Annotated in this window: 11 protein-coding genes; 2 read left to right on the plus strand and 9 right to left on the minus strand. The window is 75.3% G+C overall.

Features of this window, described 5'->3' with window-relative positions; translation table 11 throughout:
• The 9 genes from BMW99_RS28845 to BMW99_RS28885 all read right to left on the minus strand — a co-directional run bounded on the left by BMW99_RS28845 (position 1) and on the right by BMW99_RS28885 (position 16,929).
• Complete coding sequence (locus BMW99_RS28845; protein ID WP_079176218.1) at positions 1-2,043, minus strand: TOMM precursor leader peptide-binding protein; 2,043 nt, start codon at positions 2,041-2,043, stop codon at positions 1-3.
• A complete protein-coding gene (locus BMW99_RS28850) occupies positions 2,040-2,795 on the minus strand; it encodes an ABC transporter permease (RefSeq protein ID WP_069462064.1) in 756 nt (251 codons plus the stop codon). The genes BMW99_RS28845 and BMW99_RS28850 overlap by 4 nt, the downstream gene beginning before the upstream one ends.
• Positions 2,792-3,718 carry an ABC transporter ATP-binding protein gene (locus BMW99_RS28855; protein ID WP_069462065.1) on the minus strand — a complete coding sequence of 309 codons (927 nt, stop codon included), beginning with the start codon at positions 3,716-3,718 and terminating at the stop codon, positions 2,792-2,794. Before BMW99_RS28855 ends, BMW99_RS28850 begins: the two co-directional genes overlap by 4 nt.
• Before the next feature lie 1,520 nt (positions 3,719-5,238).
• Positions 5,239-6,306 carry a lantibiotic dehydratase C-terminal domain-containing protein gene (locus tag BMW99_RS28860; protein ID WP_069463165.1) on the minus strand — a complete coding sequence of 356 codons (1,068 nt, stop codon included), beginning with the start codon at positions 6,304-6,306 and terminating at the stop codon, positions 5,239-5,241.
• Positions 6,303-9,311 carry a lantibiotic dehydratase gene (locus tag BMW99_RS28865; RefSeq protein WP_075017842.1) on the minus strand — a complete coding sequence of 1,003 codons (3,009 nt, stop codon included), beginning with the start codon at positions 9,309-9,311 and terminating at the stop codon, positions 6,303-6,305. Before BMW99_RS28865 ends, BMW99_RS28860 begins: the two co-directional genes overlap by 4 nt.
• Positions 9,312-9,325: 14 nt before the next feature.
• On the minus strand, positions 9,326-10,981 hold the full coding sequence (locus BMW99_RS28870) for a nitroreductase family protein (protein WP_075017858.1): 1,656 nt from the start codon (positions 10,979-10,981) through the stop codon (positions 9,326-9,328).
• A 104-nt stretch (positions 10,982-11,085) separates the two neighbouring features.
• Complete coding sequence (locus BMW99_RS28875) at positions 11,086-13,167, minus strand: TOMM precursor leader peptide-binding protein (RefSeq protein WP_075017843.1); 2,082 nt, start codon at positions 13,165-13,167, stop codon at positions 11,086-11,088.
• The gene (locus BMW99_RS28880) at positions 13,157-15,511 is read right to left on the minus strand and encodes a TOMM precursor leader peptide-binding protein (RefSeq protein WP_079138244.1); all 2,355 of its coding nucleotides are present in this window, start codon (positions 15,509-15,511) and stop codon (positions 13,157-13,159) included. Before BMW99_RS28880 ends, BMW99_RS28875 begins: the two co-directional genes overlap by 11 nt.
• Positions 15,512-15,516: 5 nt before the next feature.
• On the minus strand, positions 15,517-16,929 hold the full coding sequence (locus tag BMW99_RS28885) for an AfsR/SARP family transcriptional regulator (protein WP_075017844.1): 1,413 nt from the start codon (positions 16,927-16,929) through the stop codon (positions 15,517-15,519).
• Between the two features lie 583 nt (positions 16,930-17,512).
• Here BMW99_RS28885 and BMW99_RS28890 point away from each other — a divergent pair.
• Positions 17,513-18,292: a TIM barrel protein gene (locus tag BMW99_RS28890; protein WP_407640332.1), complete on the plus strand. Its 780-nt coding sequence runs from the start codon at positions 17,513-17,515 to the stop codon at positions 18,290-18,292.
• Positions 18,293-18,371: 79 nt separating this feature from the next.
• Positions 18,372-19,271: a 2-hydroxy-3-oxopropionate reductase gene (locus BMW99_RS28895; RefSeq protein WP_069462484.1), complete on the plus strand. Its 900-nt coding sequence runs from the start codon at positions 18,372-18,374 to the stop codon at positions 19,269-19,271.
• The last annotated feature ends 71 nt before the right edge of the window (positions 19,272-19,342 follow it).

Below are 19,342 nucleotides of genomic sequence, written 5' to 3' on the forward strand. Positions count from 1 at the left end.
TCACGGGAACGGGTGCGGGACCCGGCGCAGGTCCTCCTCGCGCAGGTCGCGGTCGCGCAGACCGCCGCGCCGCTGGGCGGTCAGCAACCGGGGCATGGTCAGGGCGCGTTGGCGGGCCCAGCCGAAGTCGATCGGCAGCAGCCCCGGCACGATGGTGCACACCGTGTGCAGGCCGGCCGCCCGCTGCTCGGGGGCGGTCTGGTCGACGACGATGACGTCGAAGCCGGCGTCCGCCAGCTCTCCGGTGAGCCACCGCACGTCCTCGCGCAGGTCGGTGCCGCGTGGCCGGTCCCGTTCCCAGGAGGCGTAGGCGTCGGCGAGAGTGCGCACGGCGGGCGGCTCCAGGTAGCCGCGGACGTGGGCGGCCATCTCCGGCAGCCCGAACAGGGCCGCGTGGTCGGGGAGTCGGCGCACCAGGCTGAAATCCTGCGCCATGGCGGCGAGTTCGGCGGGACGTTCGGCGACCTGGCGGGGCAGGTGCGGCAGATAGGTCAGGATCTCCGACACCGCCGACTCCACGGCCGTCTCCGGGTCCAGGGCGGCGCCGGCCGCGAACGCCAGCGTGCCGGGCCCACCGTCGCGGCGCACCGCCAGGCCCGTGGCGACCGGCACCGGCAGGTCGATGCGGTTGTCGTAGACGTGCACGTCGTAGCCGCACAGTGCGGCGCGGTCGGTCATCGCGCGGATGACGGGGCTGCCGCAGGAGGCCAGGTCGATCTCGTCGAGCGGGGCGTCGCCGTACCAGGCGAGCAGGAAGGCGTCGCGCTCGACGAGTTCGAGCAGGCCGAAGAGGACGGCCTCCTCCAGGCAGCTGCCGGTGGCGCAGCCGTTGGAGCACTCGAAGACGAAGTGGTCGGCGTCGGTGCCGGCGCTGTAGTAGACCAGCCGGGCGGGGACGAGCACGGGGCGGCCGTCGCGCAGCGAGTGCCCGCGGACCCAGGGAATCGGGCGCGCGGGGTCGAACGGCGCGATCATCGGGTCGTCGCGATACGTCTCGGGCGCGTACAGGCCGCAGGTGCGCGGGTCGAGGGCGCGGTCGCCGAGGTCGTCGTAGGAGGCGGTGACGATGCCGCCGAGGTGCCGGCGGTGGGTGCCGGCGTACCGCTCCAGGCCTTCCAGGAAGGCGAGTTCGCGGCTGGCGGCGAACGAGTTGGCCTGCCCGCTCCAGGTCACGTCGGTCAGTCCGGCGTAGCCGCGCATGAAGACGGTGCCGGCGACGGGCGCGGTGGTCGGCGAGGTGACGTCGTTCCAGGTGCCGGCGCCGAGCACCCCGCACACCGGATTGGCGAGGGCGGCCGTGGGCAGCGCGTAGTCCGAGGGCGCCCGCAGCCGGTAGCGGTCCGGCGCCGTCTTGGGGCGGGGGGACAGCGTGAACGGCGTCTCGCCGGTGAGCGCGCCGGGCACGTCGGGCCCGTGCGACCCGTCCGCCCCGTCCGAGCCGTCCGACCCGTCATGGTTGCCGCACAGCGGCTCGGGCAGCAGCGGCACGGTGTGCACCAGGCCGCTCTCCAGGTCGTAGCGGGTGACGCGGGCATGGCCGTCGGCCGCCGGGGTGCCGCCGCGTCGCATCGCCCACGCGTACAGCGCCGCCACGGCGTCGACAGCGTGGGCGGGCAGCACGGGCCAGGTGCCGGCGGGGGTCGGCGGGCGGCCGGTCTCCAGCGCCTCGCGTTCGGTGCGGGTGCGCAGCCGCTGCCAGCGGACGCCGAGGCATCCGCCGCACGCGGTGCCGGGCGCACCCGGTGCGCCGGGGTCGCCCCAGGGCCCGATGAGGACGGACTCGGCCGTCAGGTGGACGGTGGCCGCGGCCCGGTGCCGGGCGCGCTCGGGAGGTTCGGGACGGAGCACGTCGCGGGCGCCCAGGACGGCGACGGCCGGGGCGGGCAGTCCGGCCGCGGCGGCCGGGCCGGCGAGGACGCGTTCCAGGTGGCGCCCGGCGCGCTCCAGCGGGGAGTCCCCCGCCGGGTCCGGGGACGCCTCCGCGCCGGGGGCGTCCTGCGATCGGCCCGCGCCCGTGGCGCGTTCGGCGGTGTCGAGGGTCATGTCCGGTTGCTCCAGCGGAAGGTGCGGGCGGCGATGAGGCCGAACAGGGCGGTGAACGCGGCGAGGCCCAGGCAGTCCAGGGCCAGCGGACCCGGATCGCCGCGCCCGGCGAGGACGTTGGTCAGGCCGTGGTCGAGGTAGCGCAGCGGCAGCACCCAGGAGGCGTCCTGGATCCAGCCCGGCAGCAGGTCCGCCGGGTAGAACGCGCCGGACAGGAACGCCATCGGCACCATCACGCAGTTGGCGATCGCGGCGACCGCCTCAGGGGTGTCGGCCAGGCTGCCGACCACCAGGCCGATGGAGAGGAACGCGGCGACGCCGAGCACCAGCAGCGGCAGCGCGTACGGCCATTCGCCAGACAGGTGCAGCCCGAACACCGGCAGCAGCGCGACCGCGGTGAACAGCACGGCCTGGGCGAGACCCACGCAGACCGCGACGACGAACCGCGAGCCGAGCACCGTGAACAGGGGCGTCGGGGTGCGCCACACCAGCCGCAGGATGTCGTCGCGCCGCCAGTGCATCAGCGCGAACGCGGGCCCGAACAGCGCGGCGTTGCCGACGCCCCACGCCAGCACCCCGGGCGCCACGTAGTTGATGTACGGCAGGCCGCCGTTGACGTTCTGGCCGCGGAAGAGGAGCCCGAACACCAGCAGGAACACCAGCGGGAAGGCGAACGTGAAGAAGACCGTGGTCTTGTCGCGCACGGACGCCAGGGTGGCGGCCCTGGTCAGCGCGGCGTAGGCGGTGCTCATCGGGCGTGCTCCGATCCGGTCAGCCGCAGGTAGGCGTCCTCGAGGGTCGCGGTGCGGGTCTGGACGGCGTCCATGTCGACGTATTCGCCGACGGCGACGAGGACGCGGTTGGCGGCGTGGGTCTCGATGACCAGCTCGCCGCCCTCGACCAGGACGCGTTCGACGCCGTCGATGGCGCGGGCCTGCTCGGGGGTGATGCGGTCGGCGGGCACCAGCAGCCGGGCCGGCGCGGCGAGCGCGCGGATCAGTGCGGTCGGCGTGTCGAGCGCCACGACCTTGCCCCCGGCGATGATCGCGACCCGGTCGCACAGCGCCTCGGCCTCGTCGAGGTAGTGGGTGGTGTAGACGATGGTGCGGCCCTGCCCGCGCAGCGCCCGCAGCACGTCCCACAGCGAGCGGCGGGCCTCCGGGTCGAGGGCGGCGGTCGGCTCGTCGAGGAAGATCAGGTCGGGCTCGTGGACGAGGGCGGTGGCCAGGGCGAGGCGCTGCCGCTGGCCGCCGGACAGGTCGTCCACCCGGCTGCGGGCCTTGTCGGCGAGGCCCACCATGTCCAGCGCCCGGCGTGCCGCGTCCTTGCCGATGCCGTGCAGCGCGGCGACGGTCTCCAGGTGCTCCCAGGCGGTGAGCCGGGTGAAGAACGCCGAGGACTGCGTCTGCACGCCGATCCGCCGCAGCAGGCCGGTGTTGCGCGGCCAGGGGCTCTCGCCGAGCACGGTGACGGTGCCGGCGTCGGCCCGCCGCATGCCCTCGACGATCTCCACCAGGGTGGTCTTGCCCGCGCCGTTGGGGCCGAGGATGCCGAAGAACTCCCCCTGCCGCACGCTCAGCGACACCCCGTCGAGGGCCCGTACGTCGCCGTACGTCTTGCTGACGCCGGAGAGTTCGACGGCCCAACGCGTAGGCCGCGTGCCGTCCTCGTCCATCGGCCGCGTCGGCTCGGTCCGGTCCGGCCGGTCCGTGGGGTCCGGCCGGTCCATGGGATCCGTCCGGTTCTTGGGGTCCGGCCGGTCCACGGGATCAGTCCGGTCCTCGGGGTCCAGGCGGTCCGTGGCGTGTCGCGGGTCCATCGGCGCCTCCGGCGCGGAGTCGGTTCCAGTACGGGGTCCGGCTGCCGCCGGGGAGGGTGCGGCCGGCGCGGCGCCGGCCGACGGGCCGGTTCCGGTGGGGGCGGCGGCCGCGGCGCTCGGGGGGCTCGCGGTCGCGGGGGTGCGGGCCGCGCGGCGGGCGGCGGCGCGGGTGCCGAGCACGCGCAGGGTCAGCGCGACGGCGACGGCGGCGGCCGGCAGCCAGGGGGCGGCGGCCGACCAGGAGGAGGGCAGCGTCGCGCGGCAGGCCAGGCCCAGACCGGCCAGCACGGCGGCGGCCAGCAGGACGCACACGACGGCGTAACCGCCGTAGACCGCCCGCAGCTTCGGCGGGTAGGCGGCCCGTCCGGCGCGGCTGCGGGCCTTCACCGCGAACACCCGGCTCTCGGTGGCGAGTCGCAGGGTGCCGAGCGCGTAGCCGAGGGCCTTGTAGCCGTCGAGCGGCGGCAGCGGCAGGAGGTTGAGCAGTGCCATGGCGGTGCCGAGCAGCAGCAGGCCGCCGAAGAACGGCACGGCCTGCGCACGGTCGGGCAGCAGCAGCCAGACCGGCCAGAACGGCAGCAGGAACACCAGGTTGGTCACCGCGCCCGCCGCGGCGACGGCGATCTGCCGGCCGCGGCCGGGCAGGAACTGCACGTCCTCGACCTCGCAGTACAGGTAGGTCATGAAGCCGGTGTGGCGGCGCAGCCCGATCTCCCTGACCCGCAGTCCGTAGGCCCGGGCGACCAGTCCGTGCGCCAGCTCGTGTGCGGCGAGACTGAACCACAGCACCACGCCGACCGCGCAGAGCGTCACCGGCTGGTCGAACAACCGGTGTGTGGCGTGCGCGAGTTCGCGGTACGCGAAGCCCTCCCACACCAGGAGCGCGGCGCACAGCGCGAGCAGCGGCAGCAGGACCGCGCGGCGACGGCCGAAGGCGGTCGCGGTGTGCAGCCGGTCCATCAGCGCGGGCGCGTCGGCGACCATCTTCGTCCGGCCGGACAGCAGTGACCCCCGCCGCCGTTCGGGGCCCGCGGGCGCCGGACCTGCCGCTCCGGACGCTCCGGACGTGGCGGCGGCCCTGGACGGGACGGCGCCGCCGAGCAACTGCCGTACGGACAGCAGCCGCAGCAGGTGCTGCCACTGCGCGGGGCCGAGCCGCGTCCCGAAGTGCGCCGCGTAGGCGGCGCCGATCTCGTCGAGGGTACGGGTGCCGTCGAGGCGCACGATCACGAAGTGCTCCTTGGCCCCGACCTCCATCCGGGCGCCGCTGACCGGGTCCTTGACCAGGTGCACCGGCACGGGCCCGCGCATGAGGGCCGGCCCGACGAGGATGTCGGTACGGACCGCGGGCCGCATCTGGAGCAGGTCGGCGGTGGTCACGGCGCCGCCGAGGGCTGCGGCTCGGCGTCGGCCTCGCGCAGCGCCCGGCCGAGGACGTACGACAGGTACGCCTCGTCGCGGACGCTCACGGACAGGCGGTTGTTGGTCATGTGCATATAGGGCGAGGCGAGCATCGGCAGCGCCTGGCCGGGGTCGGTGACGTGCAGGTCGCGGGTGCCGTCCCAGGAGCGGAAGACCAGGTCGCCGCCGCGGGCCAGCGTCTCGACGCGGCCGCGCAGTTCGAGGCAGTGCTCGGCCCAGCCCTGCAGGAAGCCCGGGAGTTGCCCGGGCACCTCGGCGGTGACGGCCCGGCGGATCTCCCGGAAGCGGCGGGTGAGCGTGGCGTCCATGCTCCGGTACGCCCGGTCGTAGCCGTCCTGCGCGGTGAAGTTGGTGCCGGAGAACGCCGAGTTCCAGAACGCGTGGTAGCGGTCGAGGAACTCGAGCAGGACGTCCTCGTCGGGCAGCAGGGAGCCGCCCATCGTCATCATCAACTGCGCCGACACGCCCAGCAGTACGGTCCGCAGGTGCAGGTTCATCGTGGCGGCCGCGTCGATGACGAGGTCGCTGGAGCGCTGGAAGTGCCACTCGGCGAGCTCCACGCCCGCCGGGCCGCCGTACTTGCCGTACTCGGGCTCGTAGGGTTCGGGGCTGAAGGAGTTGTTGGACCGCAGCCGCATCCGCCCGGCGGCATCGGTGTACCGGTCGCGCTCCCCGCCCGGGTACTCCAGCTCGAACAGCGTGTTGTACAGCTCGGCGAGGAACCCGTCCTTCACCTCGTACAGTGCGGGCCTGCGGCGCAGGAACTCCGCGATGGCGGCGGTGGCCCGCTCGGTGACCTCGTCCGCGGCCCGCGGCGAGGACGGGCGCAGCCGCAGCCTGATGTGCGGCCCCTCCAGCCAGTAGTTGATGAAGAAGTAGCCGGCGAGCAGGCCGTCCCGGCTGAGTTCGGCGACCAGCGGGCGGGCGCACTGGAGGAGGAACGGGCGGGTGCTGGCGGCGTAGAAGACGTGGTACGCCTGCCAGTCGCCGCGGGGGTCGGCGGTCGGCCTGGGGGTGGTCATGCGCGGGGGTCCTGCCTTCCGTGGCGTTCGGGCCCGGCGGCGGCCTGGTCGGCCGGTTCCCGGGGCGCCGTGGGGACGATCTCCAGGGCCAGTTCCGCGACGTGGCGGCCGCGCGGCGAGCGGACGTGCAGCGCGTCCTGCCCGGGCAGCATCTCCTCGAACACGGTGCGGGCGGGGCCGGCGGCCAGCAGCCCTTCGAGGGCCAGCAGCGACAGCGGGCTGGCGAAGTCGACGTACTGCGGTTTGACGCCGCCGCCGAACGCCGCCGCCGCGCCGTCGCCGCTCTCCGCGGCGCGCACGGTCGCGAACACCCGCTCGGGCAGGCCGTGCCGGCGCCGCCAGCGCTGCCACGCCAGGAACGAGGCGGCCTCCCCCGTGCCCGGCTCGCGGACCGGCAGCGCGCCGGGCGCGGCGGTCCAGCGGCGGCGGTGCAGCACCAGGCTGCGGTAGCGCACCCGCGGGCGGGTCGTGACGCCGTCGACGGCGGGCGCCTCCGGTACGCCGCGCCACGCGTCGGGCCGGGAGCGGGACGTGGGCGAGAACAGCAGCAGGGTGCGCGGCACTTCGGGCAGCACCATCGGCACCAGGTAGCCGAGGTAGAGGGGCACGACCTCGCGGCCCAGCCGCCGCGAGCGCAGCACCAGCCGGTCGGCGGCCTCGTCGTGCTCGGCGTAGAGGTCGTCCAGGTCGAGGCGGGCCTCGGGCGGCGCGGTGCTGCTCTCGCCGGGGCAGACGATCTCGTGGTCCGTGAGCCGGCCGTGCAGGTTGAGGTTGGTGGTCGCGGAGCCCGCGGTGACCTCGGCGAAGACGGCACCGGGCGGCTGCCAGGCGCGCAGCGCCTCCCGCAGCCCGTCGGTCATGGCCGTGGCGCCGGGGTCGCCCTCCGTCGCGTCGCCCTCCGTCGCGTCCGCCGGGCCGGCGGCGAGGGTCTCGGCGGTGGGGGCGGCGGGCCGGGCGGGGCCGTCGAAGCAGTGGGTGAAGCGGGTGAAGGGGAAGCTCAGACCGCCGTAGGAGTTGTTGAGGACCACCAGGGGATCGCCGACGCGGTCGGCGAGCTGCACGAAGTGGCTGTGCGGGGCGAACGGGGAGCCGAGCGGTGCCAGTTCGGCGGCGACCGCCGTGACCGTCTCCTCGTCGAGGGCGAGTTCCGCGGCCCCCTCGGGGTGGGCGGCCCACAGGCCGCGCATCCGGCCGGTGAACGCGGCCCGGGCCCGGTCCAGTGCCGTCACCTCGGGCATGCCCAGCCAGTTCTCCTCGGGCGCGTGCGAACCGTCCTCCAGGTAGGGCGACTTGAGGGAGGTGAACTGGAGGTACTGGGTGAAGACGTCCTCGTGGAAGTCGTGCACGAGCCGCAGCAGGTCGTCGCAGCGGCCGCCCCGCCCGTAGCGGGCGAGGAAGAAGCCCTTCAGCACCAGCCGCTGCGGCAGCGCCACGTCGAAGGCGGGCAGCATCCGGTCGAGTGCCCGCAGCGGCGCCGCGGCCAGGTCCGTCCAGCGGTCCAGGTCCGCGGTGACCGGCTGGGCACTGACGTCCTCGTACAGCAGCGTCTGCGGCAGCGACGGGTCCTCGGCGCCCAACTCCACCTGCACGGTCAGGAGTTCCGCGCGCAGGCGGCGCAGCAGGGCCCGCCGCTCGGCGGCGCCGGCCGCCGGGTAGTCGCGCACGCACGCGGCCGCGGCGTCGAGGCGCAGCGCGGTCGCGTCCGCCCAGTCCCGGTCGAGCGCGCGCAGCGCGTCCTGGAAGGCGCGCAGCGGGTCGGGGGCGTGGACGTCGGTCTCCAGGCCGGTCATCCGCAGGATGCCGAGGTCCAGCAGGGTCGCGGGGTAGCGGGCGGCCTCCTCGGGCGGCGCGCCGGTCTCGGCCGCGAGCCACTCCCGCAACTCGCCGTAGCGCAGGGACGCGCCGCCCGCGAAGAGGCCCAGCATCCGCTCCAGGATGCCGTGGCGCCGCAGGAAGAACAGCCGGTCGTGAGCGGCGTCGAAGCTCACGGCGGCGTTGTCGTCGCCCGCGGTCACCGACCGGCGCACGTACCGCACCCGGTCCTCGTCCAGCTCCCAGCCCGCCGACACGGCGACGGGCAGGGCGGCGCGCCGCTCGGGGTCGGCGGCGATCAGCTCGGCGAGGCGCGCGAGCACCACGACGTTCAGCCGGGGGTGGCTGGTCCACGGGCCGCCGGCGCCGCACTCCGGGCCGGCGTCGTCGGTGAAGCGGCCGTCGGCCACACCGGTGAAGGTGCTGAACGGGCTGGTCTTGCAGGCCGTGCGGTACAGGTACGCCAGGAGCGAGCGTTCCTTCTTGCGGGCCCGCTTGTCGGGTACGGGCGCCGGGTCGGCGATGAACGCGTCGAGCTGGGCGTCCAGGGTGGGCGAGGCCAGCACGAGTCCGTGCCGCAGACGCTCCTCCCCCGCCGCGGTGCGCAGCGCGGCCCGGGTCCGGGCCAGGCCGTCCGCGAGGAGCGGGCCGCCCTCGTCCTCCAGCGCGGCCAGCGCGGTGCGCCACTTCAGCCAGCCCAGCAGCAACTCCCCCGTGGTATGCGCGTTTTCGCCGGCGGCCTCGCTGTCGTTCCCGCTGGCGCCGCCGGGGACGTTCGCCGCGTCGGCGTACTCCGCCACGGTCCGTACCGCCTGCGGGTCACGCGGCAGACGCCCGTTGAAGACGTCGCGCCGGACGGCCAGCACCTCCCGGCGCCGGCGCGGGTCCTCCACGCCGGTCACCAGGGCGGTGAGGGGCTCGTCCAACGCGACTGCCAGCGAGGCGAGTTCGGCCTCGGCGTCAAGGACGCGCACGGCCCAGTCGCGGGCCGGCTCGTCCCGCAGCCCCGCCACGGCCTCGACGGGCAGGCCCGCCACGCGCAGCAGGAAACGCCGGTGCAGCTCCCAGGACCCGGTGTCGCCGGGGTCGTTCGCGCCCCGGGGGCCCATGCCGGCGGTCGTGCCCGTCGTTCCCGAGGCGACCGTGGTGTTCGTGGTACCCGTGGTGTCCGTGGTGTCCGTATGGCTCGTCATGGCCGTCCCCGCCGTCAGGCGATCTCGGAGCGGAAGTCGGCCGGGCGCGGGCGCTCGTGGCCGATCATCATGGTCAGCAGCGGGATCTCGCCGGTCGCGTCGAGCCCCAGCTCCTCGGTGTACGAGATGGCGTCGAAGCCGAGGGCCACGCCGCAGGACAGGCCGGCCGCGGCCGCCGCGGTGTAGACGGCCTGGGAGACGCCGCCGACCACCGCGTTCACCAGCCGGTACCCGCGGTCGCCCACGGCGTCCAGGACGCTGCGGGTGCGGGCCGCGGGCACCATGACCGCGGCCGCCTGCTCCAGGTTGTAGTTCGCGAGGAAGTAGTTGCGCTGCAGGAACTCCCCGGGCGCGCCCGCGCGCAGCAGCCGCAGCGATCCGTCGGCGGCGTCGTACACGTAGCTGCCCTGGTCGATGCCGGCGACGTGGTTGACGAACACGTACAGCCGGGTCAGCGGGCGGTCCCCGGCCGGCTCGGTGTCGCTGTCGAGGCGTCCGGCCGCGTGCGCCGCGGCGAGCACGGTCGACAGGTGGCGCGCCGGCATCGGGGTGACGGCCTGGAAGCGGCCGAAACTACTGCGCCTGCTGCGCAGGGCGGTCCGTACCCCGAGGTCCAGCGCGTCGGGCGCGGGCAGCGCGGTGCGCTCCCCGCCGGGTTCGACCGGCAGCGCGAGCGCGGGGTCGAGGGCGCCGGGAGCGGGCCGGGACGCCGCGCCCGCCAGCGTGGCGTCGTGCATGGCCTTGACGGTCTCGAACGCGGTGACCGAGCGGGACCGCTCCCGGTCGGCGTGTGCCACCCGTACCGGCCCGGAAGGCGGGCCGTCCACCGCGCCGGCCGGCGAGCCGCCCGGGGCGGTGGTGTCCGGCCCGGCCTCGGTGCCCTGCGGGAGGGGGTCCGGGTCGCCGGCCCAGCGCAGCGGCACGACCGCGAACACCCCCTCCTCGTCCGCGTCCAGGCCGAGGAGCCCGCCGAGCGCGGGCTCGTCGAACCACAGCGCGGGCCCGATGTGCAGGCCGTGGGCGCGGGCCCAGATCCGCCAGGTCTCCAGCAGGGCGCCGGTGTCCATGGTCACGACGTGGTAGCTGAAGCTGTTGTACTTGAAGGCGTTCTGCCAGAACCGCACGCCGAGGACGAGGAACTGCCGGTGCCCGGCGGCGGGTTCGCCGACGGCGGCGCGCACCTGCGGCGTGACGTCGCCGGTCAGCAGCCGTCGCACGGCGTGCTGCTGCGTGTCGTAGTAGTGGACGCCGGGCGTGAGCGGGCCCCCGGGCCCGGCGATCCAGTGGACGCCTACGGGGTAGAGGCCGCCGCCCGACGCGCTGCCGCGCGACCAGTTGGCCTGCGTGTACATCGGCAGCGTGCCCAGGTCGGAGTTGGCCTGCACGGCGAGCCTACGGCCGGTCAGGCCGTAGGAGTCCTGGAGCATCCCGGCGAGCAGCGGAAGCGTGAACGCGCCCGTGCCGCGCGGCCCGTGGAGTCCCCGCTCGACGGTGGCCCCAGTGGCTCCGGCAGTCGGCGTCGGACCGGACGGCAGCGGGAAGAGCGGCGCGTCCGGGAAGTACTTCCCCTTGCGCGGCCGGTCCGCCCAGTCCGGCACCCAGTCGGCGGGCTCCATGGGATAGCGGCCCCGCCGGACGATGGCGGTCGCGTACTCCTGGGCGTATCCCACGGTCGGTCCTCTCTGGTCTGGTGCGGTGGTGGCGGCCGCGTCGGCGGCGGAGCCGGTCTCGGCGGTGGCGGATCCGGTGTCGGCGCCGGCCGTGTCGGTCGGCGTCAAGGGAACGGGTGGGGGGCGGAGTTGAGCTCGTCGGAGCGCAACTCGTGGTCGGCCAGGCCGGCCTGGTGGAGCGCGGTGCGGGTCCTCGGCATGTGCAGGGCACGCTGGCGGCTCCACCCGAAGTCGATGGGCAGCAGTCCGGGCACGATCACGCCGGCGGTGTGGAAACCGAGCCGTCGCTGTTCGGGCATGGTCTGGTCGACGGCGATGGCGTCGAACCCGGCCCGGGCGAGCTGCCCGACGACCTGTTCGACGTCGTCGCGGAGGTCGGTGCCGGGGGTGAGGGTGTCGCGGGCCAGACCGGCCACGGTGGTCAGGGCGCGCGGGCCGCCGCGCAGCAGGAAGTCGGCGTGGCGGGCCATCTCCGGCAGCCCGTAGAGCAGGGGATGGTCGTGCAGGACGTGCACCCGGCCGAAGTCGGCGGCCATCGCCCGCAGTCGCCGCTCCTCGCGCACCGTGCGGCGGCGCAGGTTCACCGCGTCGGTGGCGATCTCGCAGAGTCCCGCGGCGAGCGCGGCCTCGGGGTCGAGCCCGGCGCCCGCGCCGAAGCACAGCCGGCCGAGGCCGCCGTCGACGCGCTCCGCGACGGCGGTGACGACGGGTACCGGGAAGCTGATCCGCGTGTCGAAGAACCGGGCGCGGTACCCGTACATCGCCAGCCGGTCGATCATCGCGCGGGTCTCGGGGCTGCGGCTGGTGGTCGCGTCGATCTCGGTGAGCGGCGCGCGGGCGTACCAGGCGAGCAGGAACGCGTCGCGTTCGATGACCTCCATCAGGCCGAAGTACACGGCCTCGGCCAGACTCCCGCCGGAGGCACAGCCGTTGGAGCTCTCCTGCACGAAGCGGTTCTCCAGCCCGCCGGGCGCGTGGTAGTAGGCGATGATCTCGGGCACCAGCACCGGCCGCCGGTCGCGCAGGCTGAAGCCCCAGACCCAGGGGATGGGCCGCGCCGGGTCGAACGGGCGGACACCGGGTTCGGCGCGGTGGAACTCCTCGGTGTACAGACCGCAGGTCCGCGGGTCCAGGGCCTGCTCGCCCAGCTCGTCGTACGAGGCGGTGACGCTGGTGCGGCGGGCCCGGGGACGCATTCCGGCGCTGCGCTCCAGTCCTTCGAGCAGGCCGACGCGCACGCTGGAGCGGTAGCGCGGGGTGTGGCCGCCCCAGAAGCATTCCCGCAGGTAGTCGCCGGAGCGCAGGAAGAACGAGCCCACGACCGAGGAGGTGGACGCCGACGCGAGGTCGGGCACGACGGACGGGCCGAGCATGCCGGCCGCCGGGTTGACGTAGGCCGCGAGCGGCACGTCGTACGCGTCGGCGGGCCGCACCCGGAACTCGTCCGGTGCGCGCTTGGGCGAACTCGGCGGCTCCACCCGGGCGGTCTCCGCGCTGTCGGCCACCACGTCGCCGCACCGCGGGCATTCGGCGTCGGGGACGACGGTGAACGGCGTGACGGCCAACGTCTCCAGGTCCACGAGGTACGCGTACGGGAACACCGCCGCGCCGCCCGCCGGTCGGCGTCCGTGACCCGTTCCGGCGCCGCCCGGCGTCGGGTGCCCGGGCCCCGCTCCGGCGCCGCCCGCGTCGCTGCCTTGGCTCGGGTTGCGGGTGGTGCGGCGCGCGGCGACGAGGGCGGTCAGCGCGTCGGTGACGAACGGCACGGCCCAGGGCGGGCGTCCCGCCGTCCGGCCGCCGCCGCCGAGTTCGAGCGCCTCGCGCAGACCGCGGGTGCGCACCGCCTGCCAGCGGCGGACGAGGCAGCGGCGGCAGCCGGGCGTGCCGTCCGGCTCGAACGGTCCGACCAGGGCGTGGTGGCCGTACACGTGCACGCCGACCGGCGCGGACGCGTTCCCTTCGCCGTCCTCGGCCGGCTCGGCAGCGGAGACGGCCAGTTCGTCGCGCAGGCCGAGCCCGGCGACCGCCGGGCCCTGCGCGCCGGCCGCGGTGCCGCGCAGGGCGGCGGCCAGCGCGCCGAGGGCGGCCTCCGCCTCGCCGGCGCCGCCGGACGCCGCGGGACCCGGCGCTCCGTCCGCCGCCGCCCGGCCGGGCACCGGCGGGCGGGACTTGAGGTCAGCGGGCATCGACGGCTCCGCCGCGGGTCAGCAGGACGCGGGTGGCGTGCAGCAGGCCGGCACCGAGGTCGGGGGCGTGGACCGGCGCGGCGAGCAGGTCCCGCCCGGACGCCCGCAGGGACTCCGCGACGCCGGCCCAGGTGGTGCCGGCGTCCACCGCGGGCGCGGCGCTCCCGGTCACGCCGAGCGAGGCCGGTGCCAGCTCGGCGAGCAACGGGTCTCCGGTGTCCGGGACTTCGGGTGCCTGCGGCTCCGCGGCGAGTTGCACCGCGCCCAGCAGGTCGCGCAGCGCCTCCAGCGCCGCCTCCCGCCACCGCAGGGCGCTGCCGACCGCCCAGCGCCCGCCGGACCGGGCCAGCACCACCGGCACCGCCCGGGCGCCGGGCGCGCCCAGGTCGAGGATCTCGACGGGCACCGCGAGCGTGGCCGCCGACCGTACGAGGAAGGTGAGTTCGGGGTCACCGGCGTCCTCCAGGGCCGCCGGGTCGACGGAGGCGACCGGCACGCGACCGTGCAGGGCCTCCCGCAGCGTGTCGTGGGCGAGGGCGGTCAGCACGGCGCGGGCGGTGGCCTCTTCGGGCGTGCGGCCCGCCCCGGTGCCGGCGGACGTCGGCTCGACGACCCGGTCGCGGTTGTACGGTCCGAACGGGCGCAGCGCGGCGGCGGGCACGAGGACGGTCTCGCCGCCGAGCAGCGAGGCGGTCGCGCACCACGCGGCGACGTCCTGGACGCCGAGCCCCGAGTCGACGGCCAGCCGGTCCGCCGCGGCGGTCGCCCACTTGGCGCGGGCCGCGTCCAGCGCGGCTCCGGTCAGCACCTCGGGCAGCGGCACGACGTGCTCGGCGTAGACCTCGGCGGCGCGGCACAGCGCCCGCAGCCGGGCCCCCGCGACATGGTGGACGTCGAAAGCGGTGACCGGGCGGGCGGCGCCGTGCCCGGTACTGAGCACCACCGTGCTGACCTTCAGCGGGGTCTGCGCCCACACCTCGTCGTCGAACGACCGGAAGACGCCCGCGGCCTGCTGCACCAGGACGGCCCGGTCGGTGATCTCGGCGAGTGCCGCCTTGGCGGCGTCCTCCTCGGCGGGTTCGCCCTCGGTCCGGTCCGCGCGGTCCTCAGCGGCGTCGAGCGCGTCGAGCGCGTCGAGCCGGAACGCTGCGGCGGCCGGGGCGGGCGGGGCCGCGCAGTCGGGGCACGCCGGGTGCGGCAGCAGGCGTTCGGCGACCGTGTCGAGGGAGTCCAGGTCCTGGACGACGACCTGACCGCGGGTCTCGGCGGGCAGCGCACCCGTGGTGAGCCGGAAGACCTCGTAGCCGAGCAGGTTGCCGATCATCGCGGCGACCGGGCCGCGCGCGGTGCCGGGCGCGGGGCGCGGGGCGCCGGGGGCCAGCGCGCTCCACAGGTCGGCGGCGTGTGCGGGGTCGCCGTTGGCGGACAGCCGCAGGGCGGCGCACCTCCAGCAGCCCGGCGAGTCCTCGGCCGTCAGCGGCCCGACGACCATCGCACCGCCGAACTCCCAGGCGGGCACCAGCATCCGGCCGGCCGGGACGGCCGCGGACAGCGCGGCACTCTGCCGGGCCGCCTGCTCTCCGGTGACCAGCACGACGTCGTAGCCATCGAGGTCGTCCCAGCCGAAACCACCCGGGCCGGTGCCGGGTTCGAGGACCCGCAGCTCCACCGGACAGCCGTCGGCGGCGAGTTCGGCTGCCTCGTCGCGTACCTCGGAGAAGCGGTGGCCGGGGGTGTCGACGCCCGCGGTGACGGCGACGGCCGCGCAGCCGTTGCGGATCAGGGAGAGCGCGGCCCAGCGCGCCACCTCGTCGTCGCCGAGGACGGCGACCCGGCTGGTGCGGAACCGCAGGAAGCGCTCGGCGGCACCGTCGGTGTAATGGTCGACGTAGTCGATCTGCGGGGCGAACCGGCGTGCCACGTCGGCCTCCGGGACCGGTGCGCCCTCGGCGGGCGGCACCGCGTCGCGGGCGAAGCCACGCGCGTAGAGCGTGCTGACGAGCCGGGTCACCATGTCGCGCTGTTTGGTGCCGAGCCCCTGGCACAGGCCCTCGACGGTCGTGTCGCCGGTGAGGTGGGGCACGATCAGCGAGGCGAAGCGGTAGGCGGACGGCATGACGACGCTGAAGCCGCCGCGGGCGTTGTGGAAGTGCACCCCGGTGGGCGTCTGCGTGTAGAGGACGTCGCGCCGGATGCGCGGCCGGGTCCCGGCGATCTTCGCGTAGGCGGCGTCGGCCGCGGCGGCCGCGCGCGCCGGGTCGGCCGGGCCGCCTCCCGTGGCGCTGCCGGCCGGGGCGGTCCCGCTCGCCGCGTTCTCCGTGGTCGCCGTGTCCGGTGACACCATGTCAGTCACGCCTCCGTCGGGTGCAGGTCCACGGCGCCGTGCCGGGGGGTCGGGGTGGTGGTGCGTGCGGTCCGCGCGGTGCGGGCGCCGACGCCCTCCGCGGCGGCGGCGCGGGCGAAGGCCCGCAGCAGCTCGTGCATGCGGTAGTGGCCGCGCGGCCCCTCCTGGAGGAGGCCGGCGCCCACCAGGCGGTCGAGCACTCCTTCGCCGCTGATCAACGCGCCCTCCGCGGTGCCGGGTTCGGCGTCGTCGGGGGCGGCGGCGGCCGGCGGGTGACCGCTACGTGCGGCCGTTCCGGACGGGGCGGCTCCGAGCGCCGTTCCGTTCCGCGCTGTAGCGCTCGGCCCTGTACCGGCCGGCCCTGTACCGCTCGCCCCTGTCCCGGCCGGCGTGCCCGCGGCGGCGCTCGCGGTGCCGGGCGGGCGTTCCGTGCCGGGCGCGTGCGGAGTCCGGGGGGCGGCGCCCGGACCGGCCGGGGTCCCGACGCGACGGTCCGCACGGTGGCCGGCGGGTGCGGCCGCGGCGGATCCGTCGGAGTGCGCGGGGGCGGAGGCGGAGGCGGGCTCGGAGGCCGGATCGGGACTGCCGCGCAGGATCTCCAGCTCCAGGCGCTGGAGTGCGGGCCCCGGGTCCACGCCGAGCTGGTCGGCGAGGTGCTCCTTGGCCTTGCGGTACTCCGACAGGGCCTCGGCGCGGCGCCCGGCGCGGCGCAGGGCCTCCATCAACTGCTCGGTGAAACGCTCGTGCAGCGGATGCGCGCGGGCCGCGGGCCAGATCTCGGCGAGCGCCTCCCGGTGCCTGCCGCACGCCAGTTCGAGGTCGAAGACCCGCTCGATGGCCCGCAGCCACTCCTCTTTCAGCCGCGGGACCTCGTCCCGGTGCAGCAGATCGGAGTGCACATTCGCCATGAGCGGCGGTTTCCAGAGGGCCAGTGCGGCGCGGAGCAGGCGCAATTCGGTGTCGGCGTCGCCGGCCGAATAGGCCTGGACCAGGAGCTCCCGGAACTCGACCAGATCGAGGGTCTCCGCGTCCGCCGTCAGGCGGTAACCGCCGGGAACAGCCTCGATGGCATTGCCGGACACACCGTATTTACCGAACAGGCGGCGGAGCCGCAGGACACAGCTGTGCAAAGCGGGTTTCGCCTGGGCCGGAGTGGCCTCGCCCCAGATAACTCGCTGCAGGAATTCCGTGGAGACCGCGGAATTCGCGTGCAATAACAATGCGGCGAGCAGTGACGCGGGCCGGGACGGCTGCAGGGCGACCGAGTCGCGGCCATCGGTGACGCTCAGCAGACCCAGCACGGTGAACCGGGTACGTCCCTCACGTGGCACCGCCGTGGCGGCATCTGCCGAGGTCAGCACGTTGTTCTCGGACTTCTCGCGCGCGTTCTCACGGTTCGCGCGCGCATCGTGTCGCACTCCACCACACACGTCACCGTTCCCGTAGCCCCGTGCGACCGCCGGGTGCAGGGCAGGGGTGTGCCGAGCAGAGCAGCGATCGACCTACCGCACACATCGGCGATCGGGGACGACAGTACGACAGGGCCTTTATGTTGTCCAGAGCAAAGTGCAGCTCAACCGGGCTCCGCGGGCACCCCGATGGTAAGCAAACGGACATACTTCGCAGTATTGCGGGAGTGTGAATGCCGGTTTTCCGGGCGCGACCCCCGGGGCGTCTTTCTTTTGCCGCCCCGATCACCCCGAGGAAGTGGTGCCGGAAAGGTTTAACGGCCCGGTTCCCCTGGTTTACCCGGCGGTCGCCGAGGTGCGTATGCCCCCCGCGCCCCCATCCGTACACCCGCCGGCTCGGGTGGCGCTCGCGCCCGGGTCGCACCTGGGTCGCGTCGCAGTTCGCGCGAGGCGCGAGCGGAACGGCCGGCACTTGACAGCGCACGCCCGCCTGATTTCACTGTTCCACAAGACAGAAACTAACTTCCGCAATACGGAAGGGGAGCGGACTCCCGTGAGCTTCACCGATGCGCGCTTCGACGTGAACCTCTCCATGCTGTTCACCGAGTTGCCGCTGCTGGAACGACCGGCCGCCGCGGCCGCGGCGGGATTCGACGCCGTCGAGTTGTGGTGGCCCTGGGTCGACGACCCGACCCCGCCGAAGGCCGAGCTGGACGGGCTGCGGGCCGCGCTGGAGGCGGCCGGCACCCGCCTGGTGGGTCTCAACTTCTACGCGGGGCGGCTGCCGGGGCCCGACCGGGGTGCACTGTCCCTGCCGGGCGCGGAGTCCGAGCGGTTCCGCGCGAACGTCCCGGTGGCCGCGGAGTTCGCCGCGTCCGTCGGCTGCACCGCGCTCAACGCGCTGTACGGGAACCGGGTGGACGGCGCCGATCCCGCGGAGCAGGACGAACGGGCGCTGGAGAACCTGGCGTTCGCCGCCCGGGCGGCCGCCGACGCCGGTGCCGTCCTGCTGGTCGAGGCGCTCAACGCGCCGGAGTCGCCGCACTATCCGCTGGTCGGCGCGGATGCGGCGGTCGAGGTGGTGGACCGGGTCAACGCGGCCACCGGACTGGACAACACCCGCTTTCTGCTCGACCTGTACCACCTGTCCAGGAACGGCGAGGACCTTCCCTCCGTCATCGAGCGGTTCGCCTCGCGCACCGGCCACGTCCAGATCGCCGACGATCCGGGCCGCGGCGCCCCGGGCACCGGCACGCTCCCGCTGGCCGAACTCCTCGGCCTGCTCCGCGCGGCCGGCTACACCGGCTGGACCGGCCTGGAGTACAAGCCGTCCGCGGCCGGCAGCGCGGCGAGCTTCGGCTGGCGCCCCTGAACCGACGGCCGGCCCCCGGCCCGCCGTTGGTTCAGGGCCATGTCCCCGGCCTTCCCCGTACATCCCCTGAGAGGAACTCATGACCACCAACCTCCCCAAGGTCGCCTGGATCGGGCTCGGGATCATGGGGTCGCCCATGGCCGAGAACCTGGTCCGCGCCGGGTACCAGGTGACCGGCTACACCCTGGAACCGGAGAAGCGGGAGCGGCTGGCCGCGAACGGCGGGACCGCCGCCGCCTCGGTGGCCGAGGCGGTGAAGGACGCCGACGTGATCTTCACGATGGTCCCGGCCTCCCCGCAGGTGGAGGCCGTCGCCTACGGCCCCGACGGCATCCTGGCGCACGCCCGGCCGGGCGCCCTGCTCGTCGACACCTCCTCGATCACTCCGCAGACCTCCATCGACCTGGCGAGGGCCGCCGCGGCCAAGGGCATCCGGGTGCTGGACGCCCCGGTCTCCGGCGGCGAGGCCGGCGCGGTCGAGGCCGTGCTGTCCATCATGGTCGGCGGCGAGCAGGCCGACTTCGAGGCCGCCCGGCCCCTGCTGGACGTGCTCGGCAGGACGGTCGTGCTGTGCGGTCCGCACGGCGCGGGCCAGACCGTGAAGGCGGCGAACCAGCTGATCGTCGCGGTGAACCTCCAGGCGTGCGCGGAGGCCGTGGTCTTCCTGGAGAAGTCCGGCGTGGACCTGGCGGCCGCACTCGAGGTGCTGGCCGGCGGCCTCGCCGGTTCCACCGTGCTCGACCGCAAGAAGGACAACTTCCTGCGCCGCGCCTTCGCACCGGGCTTCCGGATCGACCTGCACCACAAGGACATGGGCATCGTCACCGACGCGGCCCGCACCGTCGGCGCGGCCCTCCCGGTGGGCGCGGTCGTCGCGAACCTCGTGGCGTCGCTGCGTGCCCAGGGCGACGGCGGCCTCGACCACTCGGCGCTGCTGCGCGGGGTCGAGCGGCTGTCGGGGCTGCTGGTCGAGGACTGAGCCGCCCTCCCGAACACCGCCCGGCGGTGCGTGACACTCCTGTCGCGCCGAGCGCACCGCCGGGCGGTACC

Origin of the sequence: Actinacidiphila rubida (assembly GCF_900110255.1) — a bacterium.
GTDB classification, from domain to species: domain Bacteria; phylum Actinomycetota; class Actinomycetes; order Streptomycetales; family Streptomycetaceae; genus Actinacidiphila; species Actinacidiphila rubida.